Origin of the sequence: Stenotrophomonas sp. GZD-301 (assembly GCF_049310345.1) — a bacterium.
Lineage (GTDB): Bacteria > Pseudomonadota > Gammaproteobacteria > Xanthomonadales > Xanthomonadaceae > Stenotrophomonas.
The window spans coordinates 72,444-87,567 of record NZ_JBMOWY010000041.1; the positions used below are offsets into that span (position 1 = coordinate 72,444).

At 65.3% G+C, this 15,124-nt stretch carries 26 protein-coding genes and 1 tRNA gene; 25 read left to right on the forward strand and 2 right to left on the reverse strand.

The window, feature by feature from the left end; all coding sequences use genetic code 11:
* Positions 1 to 74: 74 nt before the first annotated feature.
* Complete coding sequence (locus ACO6VK_RS11315) at positions 75 to 341, reverse strand: transcriptional regulator (protein ID WP_422507184.1); 267 nt, start codon at positions 339 to 341, stop codon at positions 75 to 77.
* 83 nt (positions 342 to 424) lie between these two features.
* Between ACO6VK_RS11315 and ACO6VK_RS11320 the strand changes: the two genes are divergently transcribed.
* The 23 genes from ACO6VK_RS11320 (at position 425) to ACO6VK_RS11430 (ending at position 11,542) form a co-directional block, all read left to right on the forward strand.
* Positions 425 to 958 carry a helix-turn-helix domain-containing protein gene (locus tag ACO6VK_RS11320; RefSeq protein ID WP_422507186.1) on the forward strand — a complete coding sequence of 178 codons (534 nt, stop codon included), beginning with the start codon at positions 425 to 427 and terminating at the stop codon, positions 956 to 958.
* Between the two features lie 37 nt (positions 959 to 995).
* Positions 996 to 1,229 carry a hypothetical protein gene (locus tag ACO6VK_RS11325; protein WP_422507188.1) on the forward strand — a complete coding sequence of 78 codons (234 nt, stop codon included), beginning with the start codon at positions 996 to 998 and terminating at the stop codon, positions 1,227 to 1,229.
* A 547-nt stretch (positions 1,230 to 1,776) separates the two neighbouring features.
* Positions 1,777 to 2,292, forward strand: coding sequence for a hypothetical protein (locus tag ACO6VK_RS11330; RefSeq protein WP_422507190.1), 516 nt, complete (start codon positions 1,777 to 1,779; stop codon positions 2,290 to 2,292).
* Entirely contained in the window at positions 2,289 to 2,573 is a 285-nt protein-coding gene (locus ACO6VK_RS11335) for a helix-turn-helix domain-containing protein (RefSeq protein ID WP_422507192.1), read from the forward strand. Before ACO6VK_RS11330 ends, ACO6VK_RS11335 begins: the two co-directional genes overlap by 4 nt.
* Positions 2,570 to 2,830, forward strand: coding sequence for a hypothetical protein (locus tag ACO6VK_RS11340; protein ID WP_422507194.1), 261 nt, complete (start codon positions 2,570 to 2,572; stop codon positions 2,828 to 2,830). Before ACO6VK_RS11335 ends, ACO6VK_RS11340 begins: the two co-directional genes overlap by 4 nt.
* Positions 2,827 to 3,015 (forward strand): hypothetical protein, encoded by a 189-nt coding sequence (locus tag ACO6VK_RS11345; protein ID WP_422507196.1) that lies wholly within the window; start codon positions 2,827 to 2,829, stop codon positions 3,013 to 3,015. The genes ACO6VK_RS11340 and ACO6VK_RS11345 overlap by 4 nt, the downstream gene beginning before the upstream one ends.
* A 2-nt stretch (positions 3,016 to 3,017) precedes the next feature.
* Positions 3,018 to 3,383 carry a hypothetical protein gene (locus ACO6VK_RS11350; RefSeq protein ID WP_422507198.1) on the forward strand — a complete coding sequence of 122 codons (366 nt, stop codon included), beginning with the start codon at positions 3,018 to 3,020 and terminating at the stop codon, positions 3,381 to 3,383.
* Complete coding sequence (locus tag ACO6VK_RS11355) at positions 3,380 to 3,514, forward strand: hypothetical protein (RefSeq protein ID WP_422507200.1); 135 nt, start codon at positions 3,380 to 3,382, stop codon at positions 3,512 to 3,514. Before ACO6VK_RS11350 ends, ACO6VK_RS11355 begins: the two co-directional genes overlap by 4 nt.
* Positions 3,502 to 3,681, forward strand: a complete 180-nt coding sequence (locus tag ACO6VK_RS11360; protein WP_422507202.1) for a hypothetical protein — start codon at positions 3,502 to 3,504, stop codon at positions 3,679 to 3,681. The genes ACO6VK_RS11355 and ACO6VK_RS11360 overlap by 13 nt, the downstream gene beginning before the upstream one ends.
* Positions 3,665 to 4,219, forward strand: coding sequence for a hypothetical protein (locus ACO6VK_RS11365; protein ID WP_422507204.1), 555 nt, complete (start codon positions 3,665 to 3,667; stop codon positions 4,217 to 4,219). Before ACO6VK_RS11360 ends, ACO6VK_RS11365 begins: the two co-directional genes overlap by 17 nt.
* Positions 4,216 to 4,467, forward strand: coding sequence for a hypothetical protein (locus tag ACO6VK_RS11370; RefSeq protein ID WP_422507206.1), 252 nt, complete (start codon positions 4,216 to 4,218; stop codon positions 4,465 to 4,467). The genes ACO6VK_RS11365 and ACO6VK_RS11370 overlap by 4 nt, the downstream gene beginning before the upstream one ends.
* Before the next feature lie 3 nt (positions 4,468 to 4,470).
* Entirely contained in the window at positions 4,471 to 5,373 is a 903-nt protein-coding gene (locus ACO6VK_RS11375; RefSeq protein ID WP_422507208.1) for a recombination-associated protein RdgC, read from the forward strand.
* A 2-nt stretch (positions 5,374 to 5,375) separates the two neighbouring features.
* Positions 5,376 to 5,726 (forward strand): hypothetical protein, encoded by a 351-nt coding sequence (locus ACO6VK_RS11380; RefSeq protein WP_422507210.1) that lies wholly within the window; start codon positions 5,376 to 5,378, stop codon positions 5,724 to 5,726.
* A complete protein-coding gene (locus tag ACO6VK_RS11385; protein ID WP_422507212.1) occupies positions 5,719 to 6,450 on the forward strand; it encodes a hypothetical protein in 732 nt (243 codons plus the stop codon). Before ACO6VK_RS11380 ends, ACO6VK_RS11385 begins: the two co-directional genes overlap by 8 nt.
* Complete coding sequence (locus ACO6VK_RS11390; protein ID WP_422507214.1) at positions 6,447 to 7,064, forward strand: hypothetical protein; 618 nt, start codon at positions 6,447 to 6,449, stop codon at positions 7,062 to 7,064. Before ACO6VK_RS11385 ends, ACO6VK_RS11390 begins: the two co-directional genes overlap by 4 nt.
* A complete protein-coding gene (locus ACO6VK_RS11395; protein ID WP_422507216.1) occupies positions 7,057 to 7,275 on the forward strand; it encodes a hypothetical protein in 219 nt (72 codons plus the stop codon). Before ACO6VK_RS11390 ends, ACO6VK_RS11395 begins: the two co-directional genes overlap by 8 nt.
* Entirely contained in the window at positions 7,268 to 7,453 is a 186-nt protein-coding gene (locus ACO6VK_RS11400) for a hypothetical protein (RefSeq protein ID WP_422507218.1), read from the forward strand. The genes ACO6VK_RS11395 and ACO6VK_RS11400 overlap by 8 nt, the downstream gene beginning before the upstream one ends.
* Complete coding sequence (locus ACO6VK_RS11405; protein WP_422507220.1) at positions 7,446 to 7,715, forward strand: hypothetical protein; 270 nt, start codon at positions 7,446 to 7,448, stop codon at positions 7,713 to 7,715. The genes ACO6VK_RS11400 and ACO6VK_RS11405 overlap by 8 nt, the downstream gene beginning before the upstream one ends.
* Positions 7,715 to 8,398, forward strand: a complete 684-nt coding sequence (locus ACO6VK_RS11410) for a hypothetical protein (protein ID WP_422507222.1) — start codon at positions 7,715 to 7,717, stop codon at positions 8,396 to 8,398. Before ACO6VK_RS11405 ends, ACO6VK_RS11410 begins: the two co-directional genes overlap by 1 nt.
* A gap of 4 nt (positions 8,399 to 8,402) precedes the next feature.
* Complete coding sequence (locus tag ACO6VK_RS11415) at positions 8,403 to 8,594, forward strand: hypothetical protein (protein ID WP_422507224.1); 192 nt, start codon at positions 8,403 to 8,405, stop codon at positions 8,592 to 8,594.
* Positions 8,587 to 10,614, forward strand: a complete 2,028-nt coding sequence (locus tag ACO6VK_RS11420) for a DNA cytosine methyltransferase (protein ID WP_422507226.1) — start codon at positions 8,587 to 8,589, stop codon at positions 10,612 to 10,614. The genes ACO6VK_RS11415 and ACO6VK_RS11420 overlap by 8 nt, the downstream gene beginning before the upstream one ends.
* Before the next feature lie 249 nt (positions 10,615 to 10,863).
* On the forward strand, positions 10,864 to 11,268 hold the full coding sequence (locus tag ACO6VK_RS11425) for a hypothetical protein (RefSeq protein ID WP_422507228.1): 405 nt from the start codon (positions 10,864 to 10,866) through the stop codon (positions 11,266 to 11,268).
* Positions 11,255 to 11,542 carry a helix-turn-helix transcriptional regulator gene (locus ACO6VK_RS11430; RefSeq protein WP_422507230.1) on the forward strand — a complete coding sequence of 96 codons (288 nt, stop codon included), beginning with the start codon at positions 11,255 to 11,257 and terminating at the stop codon, positions 11,540 to 11,542. Before ACO6VK_RS11425 ends, ACO6VK_RS11430 begins: the two co-directional genes overlap by 14 nt.
* A 40-nt stretch (positions 11,543 to 11,582) precedes the next feature.
* Here the strand turns inward: ACO6VK_RS11430 and ACO6VK_RS11435 are convergent.
* A tRNA-Ile gene (locus tag ACO6VK_RS11435) sits at positions 11,583 to 11,658 on the reverse strand.
* 1,244 nt (positions 11,659 to 12,902) lie between these two features.
* Between ACO6VK_RS11435 and ACO6VK_RS11440 the strand changes: the two genes are divergently transcribed.
* Together ACO6VK_RS11440 and ACO6VK_RS11445 are read left to right on the forward strand one after the other, a co-directional pair.
* Positions 12,903 to 13,949: a DUF262 domain-containing protein gene (locus tag ACO6VK_RS11440; protein WP_422507232.1), complete on the forward strand. Its 1,047-nt coding sequence runs from the start codon at positions 12,903 to 12,905 to the stop codon at positions 13,947 to 13,949.
* Positions 13,950 to 14,297: 348 nt separating this feature from the next.
* Entirely contained in the window at positions 14,298 to 14,591 is a 294-nt protein-coding gene (locus ACO6VK_RS11445; protein WP_422507234.1) for a hypothetical protein, read from the forward strand.
* Positions 14,592 to 15,124 lie beyond the last annotated feature (533 nt).

Sequence of the window (15,124 nt, forward strand, 5' to 3'; positions counted from 1 at the left end):
CGTCATGGACAGGACGACCGAAATTCAGGGGATTGGAGCGGGCGATGCTGGGGCCGGGGCCTCGGTGAAGCAGGTCAGGCAGCGTCGATGGGGACGATCCGCCCTTCGTCGGGATCGCACTCGGGCGGCGCGCCGAAAATGTCGGGCCGCAGTTCGTGTCTCGAGACCAGGGTTATTGCCTCGATCGAGAGGATGTGGTGTGCGGCGACGGGCCTGCGGCCCGTCCGCCACTGGGAAACGAGAGCAGGGTGAACCTTGAGCAGGCGCGCAAGCGCGCCCTGCCCTCCTGCCGCGTCGATGGCCTTTTGGATCGGTGTCGCCGTCTCGATGCATGCGTTCATGCCGCCAACCATAGCAGTGCTATTTACCCAAGTAAATAGCACCGCTGTTCGCCTTCCTTAACACCCCCTAATAGCATCGCTATATGCCCAGGCCAACGAACCCCAAGACCACCGAAGGCCGCACGATCGCGGAGGCCATCGCTCGCTCCGGCCTCACTCAAGCGGTGGTGGCCGAAAGGCTGGAGGTCACCCCCAGCTTCATCTCGCAGTTCGCAACCGGTTTGCGTCCAGTGCCCTGGGACAAGGCGGAGGCATTGGCTGATGTGCTCGGTATGCAGCCGCAAGAAATCAGCGTTGAGTACGCACGGCTGATGGATCGATTCGGCACGTCTCAGGTGGCGAGACTTGATGCCGATATCGTGAATTCCGCCATCGCTGTGGTGCGCAAGGCTCTAGATCTGGCCACAGGCGAGACATTCGATGTCGAGCAATCCCCCGATCTTTTTGCCCAGGCGCTGCGCGTGGCACTCGCCGCCGATTTGAGGAAACAGGGGAAGCGTTCGGATGGATCTCGATCAGGAAATGGACAAGCTGGCTCAGCTGATCGCGCTTCGCGCGCGGCTGAAAATGGGCGTGAAGCCCTCGCTCACAGCAGTAGGAAGCGCAAAGCCGGCTAAGCCGTCGCCGGCCCCGCCGGCGAAGCCCGCAACGCGCATGGACGTCGTCCTGCGCGAATCCCATTGCCGCATGATTCGCCACTTCCGCCGGCTCTGGGGCACCCCCATGCAGCTGCTCATTGACCAGGCGTGCTTTGGGTACACCGGTATCGAAGAACTGCCTGACGATGAACTGATCCAGCTCCACATGGACCTCGAGCGGGCGCAGGACTGCATGCGCGACGGGGTCAGCTTTGAGGACGCCGGCTTGCTTAGAAGCCGATACGGATGAACGGGGAAGACCAGTGCGCACCATCTTTCTAGCAACCGGGCTTCTCGCCCTCACCCTTTCAACGTGCGCCCAGGCAGCACGAGGCGCTGACGAGGGCGCTGCCGCATCCGCCAGGAAGTCAGCAGAGTCGGCAAGGACCGCCGCGAAGGAAGCGGAACAGGCAGTGGACACGCTGCGAGCGTCGACAGCAGAGCATTGCCAGGCCGAATCCGCCGCGGCGGAACGAGTCATGAGCGCTCGGCAGATGGGGACCGCCATGTCCACGGTGATGGCAACCGCCACAAAGTATGGAGAGCCATACGTCGGGTTCGTAACCGCAGCGTATGCAATGCCCCGACTCTCCACGGACGAGGGCAAGGACGTCGCGATCGGCGATTTCCGGGATGACGCCTACAGACGGTGCCTCGAGCGCTGGGACTTCTGAATTCTTAACGGATTCAGGAACCCAGCATCAAAAACGGCGCGCGTTAACAGCATCGCTATTGTAATAGTTAGATAGCAGAGCTATTGTTTCGTGAACGGCAAGTGCCGGCACGGAGAACTAGCAATGCCCCTGACCCCCAGCACCACTCGCACTGCCCGGCTCGGCGTTGCCGCCCTGGCGTGCTTCACCCTCGTGGCCTTTGCCGGCTGGGTATCCCCGTCGGGGACGCCCGCCCCGCCGCGCGGTGACGCCCCCGACGGCCTGGTCATCACCAGCCCGCGCATCTGCGCCGCCTTGGCCGTGTACGGCTTGGCCGGGGCCAACGATTGGACTGCCCGCGCCGCCGTCGCCACCACCGCGCTCAATGCGTTCCGCGACACCACCCGGGCGCCGGACTGCGCGGCAGGCGTGACCACCGCGCTCACCCGCGATTTCCAACCTTCCCGCTGGCAGCTGGCTCTCGACTCGGTCGACGCCGTGCTGGCCGGCACCTCCCAGCTCTCCCCAGCGGCGTGCGCCCGGGCCAAAGCGGCTACCCCCCTGATGGCCGAAGACGGCAAAGAGCCGAGCACCATGCCGGTGCTGGCCCGGGCGCACTGCGTGGTCAATGAGCTGGCCCACCTGGAGGTGGCACCGTGATCGCCGGTATCCGCACGGAGCCGCGCGCGGCGATGGTCGCGGGGCAACGCGTCCCGCTGAGCCCCACCGAATCCAAGGTGCTGCAGCTGATCATCGACGCGGGCGACACGCCCGTTAGCCGGAAGGCCATCGAGGGCGAGCTGTACCCCAGGGGCGCACCGACCTCCAACACCGTCGAAGTGGCCGTCTGCCGCCTGCGGCAGAAGCTGAGCCAGCACGACTACCGCATCAACGTCACTCGCGGACGCGGCTACACCATCGCCAAGGGCGGTGCCCAATGAGCGTCTGGCCCCGCCTGCCTGCACTGGACGTGCTGGACACGATCATTGCTGAGCACAAGTTCGAATGCGAGGTCGTGGAAGCCCGCGACGCCTTCGCCGACGCGATCGCCGCCCTCAAGCACGCCCGCTCCACGCTGGCAACCGCCCTCCGGTGCTCAGCGCCGGACATGTTTGCAACCGACGAAGACGTCAACGAACACCTGGCGATCAGGCGGATCGATTCTGCCCTCGCCCGCGTCAAAGGCGGGGCGGCATGAGCAGCTGCGTCACCGACCAGGACTTCATCGCCGCCATGCAGCGCGACCTGCCGCCCATCGCCCCTCCGGTGCGACGCGGAGCCGATGCCGCAGCGCCGACCGACCGTGGCTCACCGACGCCGAGCCCCGTTGCCGGTGGCGCCACCACTGCCCACGTGATCCTTCCCGCCCAGGAGCAACCATGAGCATGAGCGCCGTCGTCCTCCCGTTCCCCAGCGACACCACAGCGCGCGCCAGCGGCGCCGGCCTGACCGTTGCCACCGCCGCCAGGCGCCTGGGCTACTCCACCCATCACATCGTCCGCGCTGCCGCGCTGGTGAGCGCCGTCGTCGTCCCGTTCCCCAGCGACACCGCAGCGCGCGCCAACGGCGCCGGCCTGGCCGTTGCCATCGCCGCCAAGCGCTTGGGCTACGCCACCCATCACATCATCCGCGCTGCCGCGCTGGCGCGCCGCGAGGTGCTCGCCGGCCGCAAGAGCGCTGGCCGCGCGGCATCGGATATCACCCGCGCCCTCGCTCGCGCAGCGCGCGACAAGGGAGGCGACCTCGCATGAGCGTGATCGACTTCTCCTTCGGCCTGGTGCTGGGCTTCGCCGCCGGCGCGTGGGCGGGTATTCACTGGGCGCTGCGCCGCCAGGATGAGCAGTTCGCTTGCCTCATGGAGCAGATCCGATGCGCGCGCTGATCCGCCACTGGCGCGCGGCCGTGCTGGTGCTGCTCTGCGGCCTGCTGGCGCTCGGCGCGGTCATGCACCAGGCCGGGCACGGCGACGTTGGCGTGTACATGCTCATGGCCGCCCTGTTCTTCGCCAGCGTGGTGCCGGACGCATGGAGGCGTGGCCGCGATGGCTGAGGCACCCACCGTCGCCTCCACCATGCGCGAAATGCGTCGTGCCGGTGCCGCAGGCGAACCGGTCCCGGCAGACGCTGTGCAGATCTGGGTGCAGACGTTCATGACCCTGCTGTACGGCACGCAGGCTCCAGTCAGATACGAGCGCAGGCGCCTGTACAGCACCGAGCCGTGGCAGCCGGCGGAAATGGGCGACGTACAGCACCGTCGGCGCCGGAATCTGGAAATCCGCGCGCTGTACGTGCATCCGCCCGTCGAGAAGCTCAAGGACCATCGCTGGCCGGCCGACGGCGACGGCGATTGCGAATGCCTGGACTGTGGCGAATCCAGGTGGCTTTCCGACGAGTACTGCAAGCCCTTCAAGGCACCGCGCGAGAGGCGTGACGGCGTGCCATTCGACCCGAGGTGGGTCCGCGCCGCGCTGGAGAAGCTGATCGACCTGACCAAGCACACCAACACCTTCGATCGCCACAGGTGGCGCACCGAGGCTACCTACCAGATCGAGCGAATCGATCAATACGAGAAGGCGCGTCGCGGATGACCACCAACCTGCAACTCCTCGGCCGTGGCCTTGATGCAGTGCTGCTGTCCCGCACTGACCAGATCACCGCCCACCAGCGCCTCGACCGCTACTACCGCGCGGTCCTGGTGCATCCCTGCAACCTGCGCGTACGCCGGATCTGTGTTGGCGAGCTGTTCCAGGCGGCGTGGAAGCGCGGCGCAAAGCCGCAACTCGCCCTCCTGCACACCAACCACCCGACGCCCCCCATCTCCGACGGAGAAGCCTGAGCCATGTTCTTCCGCAACTTGACGATGTTCTGTTACCCCCAGCTGCCGATGTTCGATTGGCAGGATGGCCTCATGCACGCCGCGCTGAAGCCGGTGGGCCCGCTCGAGATGAGCACTGCCGGCTTCGTTTCGCCGTTCGGCAGGGAAGAGAAGGAGGTCCTGTCGCACGCCATCGGCGATGCCATGTGGCTGGCAGTGGGAGCCGAGGACAAGATCCTGCCCGGCGCCGTGGTGAGCAACCTCCTGGCGCTCAAGCTGGAGGAAATCGAAGAGAAGGAGGGGCGTAGGCCCGGTGGGCGCGAGCGCAAGCGCCTCAAGGACGACCTGTTCCATGAGCTGCTGCCGCGCGCGTTCGTCCGCGCATCGCGCACCGACATGATCCTCGACAGCCAGCGAGGCGTCGTGTTCGTGGATACCAGCAGCCGCAGGACCGGCGAGAGCATGATCAGCCATCTGCGCGGCGCGGTCGGCAGCTTCCCGGCGCTGCACGTGAACGCCGAGGTCGCCCCCACCTCCGTCCTCACCAGCTGGATCGCCGGCGCTGAGCTGCCCGACGGCCTCAGCCTGGGCGAGGAATGCGAGATGAAGGACCTGGCCGAGGGTGGCGCCGTGGTCAAGTGCCAGCACCAGGAGCTGCGGTGCGACGAGGTCGACCTGCACCTGCAGTCCGGGAAGCTGGTCACCAGGCTTGCCCTGGTGCTGAACGACCGCCTCTCCTTCGTGATCGGCGACGACATGGTGGTTCGGAAGCTGCGGTTTCTGGACGGCGCTCTGGAGCAGCTGGAGGAACCGGAGGAAGACAACCGCCGCGCCGAGCTGGACGCGCGCTTCCTGCTGCAGTCCGCCGAGATCGGCCAGCTCTACGACGTGCTGGCCCGGGCGTTCAAGTTCTCGACGGTGGCATGAGCATGGCCGCCAACAACCGCGCCTCACGGCAGGCCGCGCACAACGGCATGGCCGCTGGTGGCCGACCGATCCGCGTGCCCCGCGCGGTGAACAGCGTGCGCGCGCACCTGCGCAGGCACCTGGCAGAAGAAGGTCACCGGATGCAGGACCTGGCCCCGGTCTGGGGGTGCACCCGGCACAACGTCTACGACCTGTTCTATGAGGACCGGCCGCTCTCGCCGCGCCACATCGACCTGGCTGCAGCGTTCCTGCGCCTGGACGACTTCGACACGAACGAACTGCGCCTGCTGGCGGCCCGTGAGGCCGGCTGGCACATCGATATCAACCTACTGCTGGAGAAGGGAAATGTCTGACACCACGATCAGTGCGCCCGCAGAGCTGGCCGAGCAGCAGGGGGAGCTGCCGCCGTTGCCGGAAGCCTATGGCGAAATCACCTATCGCCGAAAGGCCGGCTACATCGGGCGGGTCGAGGGCTTCACTCGCAACCAGATGAAGGACTACGCACGCGCAGCCCTCTCCGCAACCGGCAAGCAGCAGGTTGGCGAGGTGCAGGGGGATGCTCTGTCGTCTTTGCCGCTGTACCGATTGGCCGACGATGCGAACGGGAAGCGTGGGCTGCATCGTGACGACACCGGAAGCTGGGTGAAGATTCAAGACGTTGAGCGCGCCCTCGCCGCCCGCCAGCCGGTGGTATCAAATCAGTCATCCGGGAATTCCGGAGAACTGGGCGTTGAAGGTGCCCGCCAGCCGGGGGCGCAGGCCTGCACGAACTGCGACCGCACGGATACCAAGGTCATCTGCCAGAACTGCGCAGGTCTGGCCTGGGACACCGGCCGCCTGCATGAATTCCACGACACCCGTGAGCTGCATACGAGTCTCGGCGATGGAAGTCTGGATCACCTGATCCCTGACGAATGGCACGAAAAGCCGCTGCTTCGCTTCCAGGGCGTGTGTGACGTGGGCGACGACAGCGTGGGCGTGGCGCCTCGCTCCGGCAACGTGCTTGCCGCTGACCAGGCCGGAACGGTGCTGGGCGACTATCTCGCCGCGCGTGCGGCCAAGGAAGGTGGCCAGTGAGCAAGCGCGACTATCCGGATTACGAGCCTGGCCGTCCTCGCAAGCACCGCGTTACCGTTGGCGACGCCACGTTCATCGTGACCAGCAACGTCAACGGGAACACGCGCTGGATTCGCGAGGTGCACCATGTTCGCCGGCACCGCAGCGGCAGCAGCGCGGATGTATGCATCTACCCGAACGGTGGCCGAAAGCCGTCTGCCACGCTGGCATCTCTGTGGGCTCACCTGGGCATCGATCCCGATGCGCAGTGGAAGGAGTGTGCGGCGGATCATCCGGCATTCCCTTCCACGCGGTCGATCAGGACAGCGATGGACGCCGTCGATGATGCGCGGATGGGGGCTGCTGCCACTGCCGCGCTTTTGGCCGCCGGATGGACGTGGGTAGCCGACGGCGCCGGGCGCTGGGATGCCCCGACCGCGCAGGGCATCGACCTGTCGGGGTGGGAGTTGGTTGAGCGCGATGGCGGGATCATGGTCAAGAGGATCGGCGTTGCCAGCACGATTTGTCATGCCGACGAAGAGGACGCGAACGGCCCCGAAGGAGTGCTGCTCTACCTGCTCGCCAAGCAGGTGATCGACCAGCGCGATGCAGCGCCGGGGGTGGGCAATGGGTGAGATCAAACTCAACCGCGAGAGTTCCATGCGCATCCTCAACAGCACAGACGCCTCACCCGACGCGCGTGTGATCGCTGCCTTTGCCGTGATGTTCTTCGAGGCAGTCGAACACGCCGACGAATTGGACGCCGAGACCTACGCGATCGCCCACAAGTTGCTGCGCATGGGCGCCAGCGAGCTCGACCAAGCAAGGGAGCAGGCCAATGGCTGAGGTCGCCATCGACATTACCGGCGAGGAAGGCGCGCCGTCCGTCGTCAACATTCACGGCTTCGACCTGCAGCTGACAGGCTGCGGTATCTCCATCGACATGACCCACGAACAGGCACAGGCCATCTACCTGGGCTTGGCGGAGTTCTTCGGACCCGAGAAGGAGCCGACCAATGGCTAACACGACCTTCCACATGCACCTCAGCGTGCGCGGCGCCATCCTGGATTTCAGCAAGCGCGAGCTGGGCAGCCTCTTCCAGAACACGGCGACCGGCCGCTGGCTCACCGCCGACGAGGCGAAAGGCGCGCTGCTGGATCACCTGGCTGCCGACCGCGCGGTGCTCCTGATGGGCGCGCCCTGCGCCGGCCACACCACCGCCACCCAGGCCGCAGTGAAGCCGCTGCGCCGTGGCCCCACCCTGCTGCCCAAGGAGCCCCGCTGATGCGCGAGCGTCCCATCCTGTTCAACGGCGACATGGTGCGCGCCATCCTGGCCGGCCAGAAGACCCAGACCCGGCGCGCGGTGAAGCTGCCCCGGAATAAGCCCCTCGGTTGGGAAGCATCCACCGTCGGTGGATACGGCGCGCGCGACAGCAAGGGGCTGCTGGTGCCCGAGCACGTCTGCATCGGCCATATCCGTACCGGAGAGGCACTGGTCTGCCCCTTCGGCCAGCCCGGCGAGCGGCTGTGGGTGCGCGAAGCGCACGCCATCTTCCCAGCTCATGGCCAGCACCGCCCCGACGGTGAGCGATGGGGCCCGTGGGGCGGCCTGCCGACCACCGTGTCGGACGACCGCAGGCAGATCGCCTACTACCGCGAAGGCTTCGACCGATGCGACCCGGGCCGCTGGCGCCCCAGCATCCACATGCCGCGCTGGGCCTGCCGCCTGGTGCTGGAGATCACCGACGTGCGCGTCGAGCGGCTCCAGGCGATCAGCGAGGCGGACGCGCTGGCAGAGGGTATCGGAGAGCTCAACGGGCGCTACAGCCACAACGGCGGCAGCTGGGAGTGCCGCACTCCAGGTGGTGCATTCCACGAACTGTGGACCAGCACCGGCGGCGACTGGGACAGCAACCCGTGGGTGTGGGTCATCGAGTTCAAGCGCGTGGAGGTGGCCAATGGGTAACGGGATGCCGATCGGCCTGTGTTGCGTCTGCGATGACCCGCTCGACCTCAGCGATGCCGGTATCTGCAAGACCTGCGGCAACGGCTTTTGCTGGAACGAATGCGGCGAATGGCACCGCGGCAAACACACCTGCTCCACCTGCATGGACGCCGACGAAGGCGACCAGGACGACAACGAGGACGATTCCAATGGCTGACGGCTCCCGCTCCTTCAACTTCCCCGCACCGCAGAAGTCGCGCCTGCGCGCCGGCGAGATCGTGGTTGATCTGTTCGCCGGCGGCGGCGGCGCCAGCGAGGGCCTCAAGCAGGCCCTGGGCATCGATCCCGCACTCGCCTACAACCACGACGAGCTGGCCATCGGCATGCACGCCGCCAACCACCCGCTCACCATCCACCACCGCGAGGACATCTGGCACGCCGACCCGCGCGCCGACGTCGCTGGGCGCCCCGTGGGCTGGTTCCATGCTTCGCCGGACTGCACGCACTTCAGCCAGGCCAAGGGCGGCCAGCCACGCAGCCGGAAGACGCGCGCGCTCTCCTGGGTGGTGCTGAAGTGGGTGGGCCAACTGCTGCGCGCCGACCGCGCCAATGGCACGAACACCGCGCCGCGCATCATCTCGATGGAGAACGTGTGGCAGATCCTGACGTGGGGACCCCTGACCGCTAAGCGCTGCAAGGCCACCGGCCGCGTGCTGAAGATGGATGGCAGCGTGGCTGCGCGTGGTGAGCGCGTGCCGGTGGAACAGCAGCAGCTGGTGCCGGACAAGCGACACAGCGGCCGCACCTGGCAGCAGTTCGTCGCCGCGCTGCGGGCGCTGGGCTACGCGGTCGAATGGCGAAAGCTGGTGGCGAGCGACTACGGCGCCGGCACCAGCCGCGAGCGCCTCTTCCTGCTCGGCCGCCGAGACGGTGAAGCCATCGTGTGGCCGGCACCGACACACGGCACCGGGCCGGGCCAGAAGCCCCGCGTTTCGGCCGCCGATTGCCTGGACTTCAGTGTCCCCTGTCCCTCGATCTTCGGGCGAAAGCGAGAACTGGCCGATGCCACGAAGCGCCGAATCGCCAAGGGCCTGCAGCGCCACGTGCTGGGATCGGCAGATCCGTTCATCGTGCCGGCGACCCACCAGGGCGGCGACCGCGTGCACCCCGTTGGCGAGCCGATGCGCACGATCACCGCTGCCAACCGCGGCGAGCTGATGCTGGCGGCACCGGAACTGGCACCCTTCATTGCCGAGCACGCAAACAGCAGTCATGCCCTGGGTTCGATGCGCGCTGACGAGCCACTGCGCACGGTCTGCGCGGGCACGAAGGGCGGGCACTTCTCGGTGGTGAGCCCGATCCTTGCCGGCGTCGGTGGTCGCGCCGGCCAGTCCGAGCCGCGATCCGCCGCCGAACCGCTCTACACGATGACGGCAAAGGCCGATACCGCGCTGGTGGCGCCCACGCTGGTGCAGACCGGCTACGGCGAGCGCGAGGGCCAGGCGCCGCGCGCACTGGACCTGCAGCAGCCACTCGGCACCGTCGTGGCCGGCGGCGTGAAGCACGCAGTGGCGGCCCCTCACCTGGTGAAGTTCAGGGGCGATAGCATCGGAACGCCGGCTACCGATCCCGTTCCGACGATCACCTCCGGCGCAGGTGCGGCGCGGCCGGCTGGCGCTGCTCACGCACTCGGGCTTTCTACCGCTTTCATGGTGCAGGCTGCGCACGGCGAAGGCCGCCCCGGCGGCGTCCAGCGCTGGGGAGCAGGTAGCACGGAAGCACGCCGGCAGCTGGGAACGGTCACCGCCAGCGGCAGCGGCGGGCATGCGCTGGCGGAGGCGGAACTCGCCCACCTGTCGCCCGAGCAGGAGGCCGGCGCGCTGCGCGTAGCCGCTTTCCTGATCAAGTACTACGGCACCGGGGCCAACGTCCCTACCCTGGTCGACCCGGTGGACACCATCACCACGCGGGACCGCCTGGCGCTGGTCACGGTGGTGATCAAGGGCACTCCCTACGTCATCGTCGATATCGGCCTGCGCATGCTCAAGCCGCACGAGCTGTATCGGGCTCAGGGCTTCCCGGTGGGCTACATCATCGATCGCACGGCGAACGGCACGCCGCTGACCACCAGCGCCTCGGTTCGCATGGTCGGCAACAGCGTCAGCCCGCCGCCCCTGCGCGCGCTCGCCGAGGCCAACCTCGACCCGGTCTCCGCTCCGATGGCGATGGCAGCGTGATCGCTGCCTTCCCCCAAGGCCGGCACACAGCGCGCGTGCTGCTCCAGGAGGCACGCGCGCGCCGCGGCACACCGTTCGCTGCAGTGTTGCTGCGCTGGGCCAGTAATGCCCGGCGCAGAGCCGGCGCCGCGCCCACACCCCAATCCACTTCGGCTGCCGAGCATTGCTCAACGCTGCCCGCACAACTGGAGCTGTTTGCATGATCGGCGCCGGAGACTGCAACGAAGAGAACAAGAAGGAGAGACAGCCTTGAAGACCGATGAACAGTGTGCAGTTGATGCGCCTGGGTTGAACTGCCAGCAGCTCGCCGCTATCGCGATGGCCGCAGCTCTTGAAAACGGCCTCACGAGTACGGAGATGACGCCCGGCGGTGGGCCGACGCTGACGTTTCGGTTCCACGGCGAGAGGCAGTACCAAGCCGCCTGCGACGCATGGCGGAACTACGCGCTCGCTTTGGTCGACGTCGCGGCGCCGCCAGCATTCACGGCCGCCCAAAGAGCAGCTACCCAGATAGGCCTGGCCCTGTTTGATGACCCGACCCTTGACCTGTTCCAGATCGCCGACCTGGTGGCCAGCGCGCGCATCGGCGCGCCGGCGGCGCTTCTGTCTCCACAGCTTTCCGACACGGAGGACACCCGCAATGGGCGCCGCTGAAATCATCCCCGAAATCCAGTTGAGGCTCGAGCAGGTTGAAGCCCAGACCGGCATGAAGAAGAGCTACATCTACCGTGAAATGGCGAGAGGCAATTTCCCGCTCGCACACAAGGTAGGAAGCGGCACGCGCTGGTATCAGAGCGATGTTCAACGTTGGATCGCGGCCCAGAGCGCCGCCCCGCGCTGGGAGCCCGGCAGGGCGGGAGTCGCGGCCAACAGCGACGGCAGCGGCCTTCAAACGGTCACCGAGCGGTCACCGGCGGCGCAACCTTGACGAACCGGGCGCGGCGGTGAATGCTAAGTGCCTGATTCGATGGTGGGCCCACCAGGATTCGAACCTGGAACCAAAGGATTATGAGTCCTCTGCTCTAACCGTTGAGCTATAGGCCCTGCAAGGGTTTCAAGCGATGCGGCGTGTCCGCCATTGTAATTTCGGTGTACCCCTGCGACTAGTCAGCCCACCCCCGAGGGCATCCATCGCGTCCCGCATCGAGGCGGCGTGAGTGTACCGTTCGGCCATCGCTCTTGTCTTCCACCCGCCCGTCGCTTGGATGGTTGCCGCGTCCAGGCGAGGCAGATGAGTGAGCGAGAAGCCCGCAAGCAAGCCAGGCGGCTTGCTCGGGCCACGGGGCGCAGCAGTGGCGTCCACGCCCCCGTCTCGCCAAATGTACGGCTCTATGCATGGGAGCTGGACTGTGCCGCCTACCGAACCCTGGACCCTGTGTCTCGCGTGCTGCTTATCGAGCTTCGCACGCTGTACAGACCATCCGCCGGCGCTGAAGTGCTCCTCAGCGCCCGGCAAGCCATGGAGCGCATAGGCGTCACACAGAGGCCGGTACGCCGAGCATCCAGAGGATGCTGATGCGCACGCCGCGTAAGGTCGACTTCCTGGCCTTGGACGAGATCGGCCTTACCGTATCCACCGAGAAGGGGCAGACCAGGCTGTTCGAGCTGATCGACTCAAGGTACAGCCGCCGGCGCCCTACACTGATCGCCACGAATGCCACAGCGGCGACCTGGCCAAGATAGGGAAGCGCACCGCGGACAGGCTGAGGGAGGCATGCGTAGCGGTTTCGATACCGGGTGACAGCTACCGTGGGCGCGCGCCCACCGACAAGGTGCTGCTGGACGCACCTTGGCCGATCAACCAGCCGACTGGAGAGGCCCTCCGCTACATTGTGTCCGTCGGGCAGGACGTCGAACGCGAGTCGGAGCCCAAAGCAGCATGACCACACGCGCGCTGCCTACAGTGGAGGAAGTGAGAGCGCGGCTGGAGGCAGCAGGCCACTACGTCACCATAGATGGCCGCGTAACCGAGCAGACGGCGGCAACCCTGCCCCCCCCCCGCCCCGCCAGCCGGCTACGCCGTTGGCGGCTGGAAGGAAAGGGCCGCTGTTCTTCCAGCCCGCTAAGACACCTTGGTACTACCTGGGCGAGCTACTCGAATGGGTCAGGGCCGGCGAGAGTTTTAAGTAACTGGCAGCTCCCGAGAAGGATCTTTGCCAACAAGGCGCGGCCCCATAAGTTCCAAGACTGGCCAAACGACCTGCCCCACGCCCTATACTCTCCGTGCGACCTGCTCGCTATTGGAGTGAGCACGATGAAGTCGTGAGTGCATAGCCAGGAAACTAATAATGCGCCTACAGGAATCCAGTGTCTCGGTCGCCGAGCTGATCGACCAGTTCAATCGTGGTGACATGGTTGTTAACAACGAATACCAGCGACAAGCTCGGCTTTGGCCTAGTGCTGCGAGGAGCTATTTCATCGACACAATCTTGTGTGGCTTCCCATTCCCAAAAATCTACGTCCTGGAACAGCTCCGTCTTCCACAGATGCGTCCATTCAAGGAGATCGTTGACGGACAGCAACGGGTAACGACCATTATCGATTTTGCGCAAGGAAGGTTCGCCTTAGGCAAAAACTCAACTCACTTCATAGGAAAGCGGTATCAGGACTTGGAGCCAGAAGATCAGATTAGGTTCATGAGTTACGCGATTTCTTGTGATGTGATCAGAGATGCGGAACGTGCAGACATCCTGCAGATGTTCCGCCGCATGAACGCCTACACGCTCCCTCTCAATGAAGCGGAGAAGCGCCACAGCGAGTTCTTCGGTAGCTTCAAGGATTGGATTACCGAGCGCCTTGAGAAATGGGGCCGACTAATCGCTGATTGGAAGATCCTCACCTCGAGGAGCATCGTCCGCATGGAAGATGCCGAGCTAATTGTTGAGATCGCGCTCGCCATGGAAGACGGGATTCAGAGCACAAGCGCAGCAAAGCTACGCAAACTGTATAAAAAGTACGACACAGATTTGCCGCAGCAGGCGGAGTGGTCTACCCGCATCGATGAGGCTCTTCAGTTCGTCCAAACAGAGCTTTCGCCGCTCCAACAAACGTACATGACTAAGTCTTACGCCTTCTTGTCGCTGGTGGTTGCTTTGATTCACAACAAATGGGGAATCCCCGGCCTCGCCCAAGCCACTCAAATTGACCCAACAGGCGCCTTCACAAATTCGGCCGACGCACTCGGCAGACTCTCAGACCTCGCGTACGCCCACGAGAACAAGGACCTCGATAGCCCCTACCGGCGGTACGTTGAGGCCTGCACCGCGGGATCCAACAGAGCTCCCCAACGCCTGGTGAGAGCTGAGTTCATTCTTAAAGCCCTGCAGGGCCTGTAGTGAATGGATCTTCAGTGGCTGCAACATCGCCTGGATAAGCGACTGGACGATCTTCGTGATCATTTGGTCGCTTCGCTAGCGACGGCAGAATTTCCTCTCAGGAGCGAAGCCAAGCTTCACGAACTTGAGGGAATACTGTCGACGCTTTGGCAGTGCTGGAACCGTTACTGCAGACAGGTCGTAATGGCGTCGTGTCTCGGTTGTGACACACGTTCCCTTGGAACGCTAGTCGCGGTCCATCCTTCTGAGCCCGTAGTTTCATACCTGGCTAAGAACCAGCAAAACGGCGTTCCACCTAGAACCGTCGGTAGCGTCACCCTCACTAGACTCGAACCTACCTGGGGGGATATGGCAAAACTTGTCCAGATCATTGCCGCGCTTGGTCCTGCGAACTCAGCACAACTCCTCACTGCTTTTGGTACGGTGCCGCGCATTGCGCACATTCAGACCATCCGAAACGCCACTGCCCATCGAAATACACAGGCCATGACGGCGATTTCTAGCTGGCAGGCCTCATACATTGCGCAGAGGGTCCGGCATCCGCTGGAGGCGCTCTTCTGGACAGACCCAAGCGTGGGCAAGTATTTGGTACTAGCACGCATGGAAGACATGAGCCAAGCAGCGTATATCGCAAGTTGCTGAAAAGCGGCTCTAGCCTTGCCGGAGAGCGACCGCCCAATTTTCTCTTGCCGCCCTCCCCACTCAACACGGGTCTAGAGTGCCGCCCGCACCGCGGGGGCAGCAATCAGTTTCTTGTTAGCTGCTTGTCCTGATAGGGTCCGAGCCCTCGTCCCAAACCATGGGCCCCCTGGCAGTTACCCACAGTCACCGGGGGAATTCGGACCCCGGTTCGCGACAGTTTTTCGGCCGCTAGGGATGCTCCACCACAGGTCACGCCGAAAGGGGTTTCTTCCGGTGAAAAGTCCCATTTGTGACCTGAGCGAGCTGTACATTGCACGCGCGGGCCGGATGCCTCCCCCGCCCCCACCCGGGCAACGCGGTGAGCCCCGGAAGTGCGCATTCCTGCGCACTCGGGCCCGCCCAGATTCGGCCGACCGGGGTCAAATGGTGGCCACCTCTCGGCCAGCTGCTATGCCTCGAATCGAGCTCGACCTGCCTCAAGTGATCAGCGACGCCCTCAACGATGCTGCGACGTCTGCTGCCCCCCCCCCCCC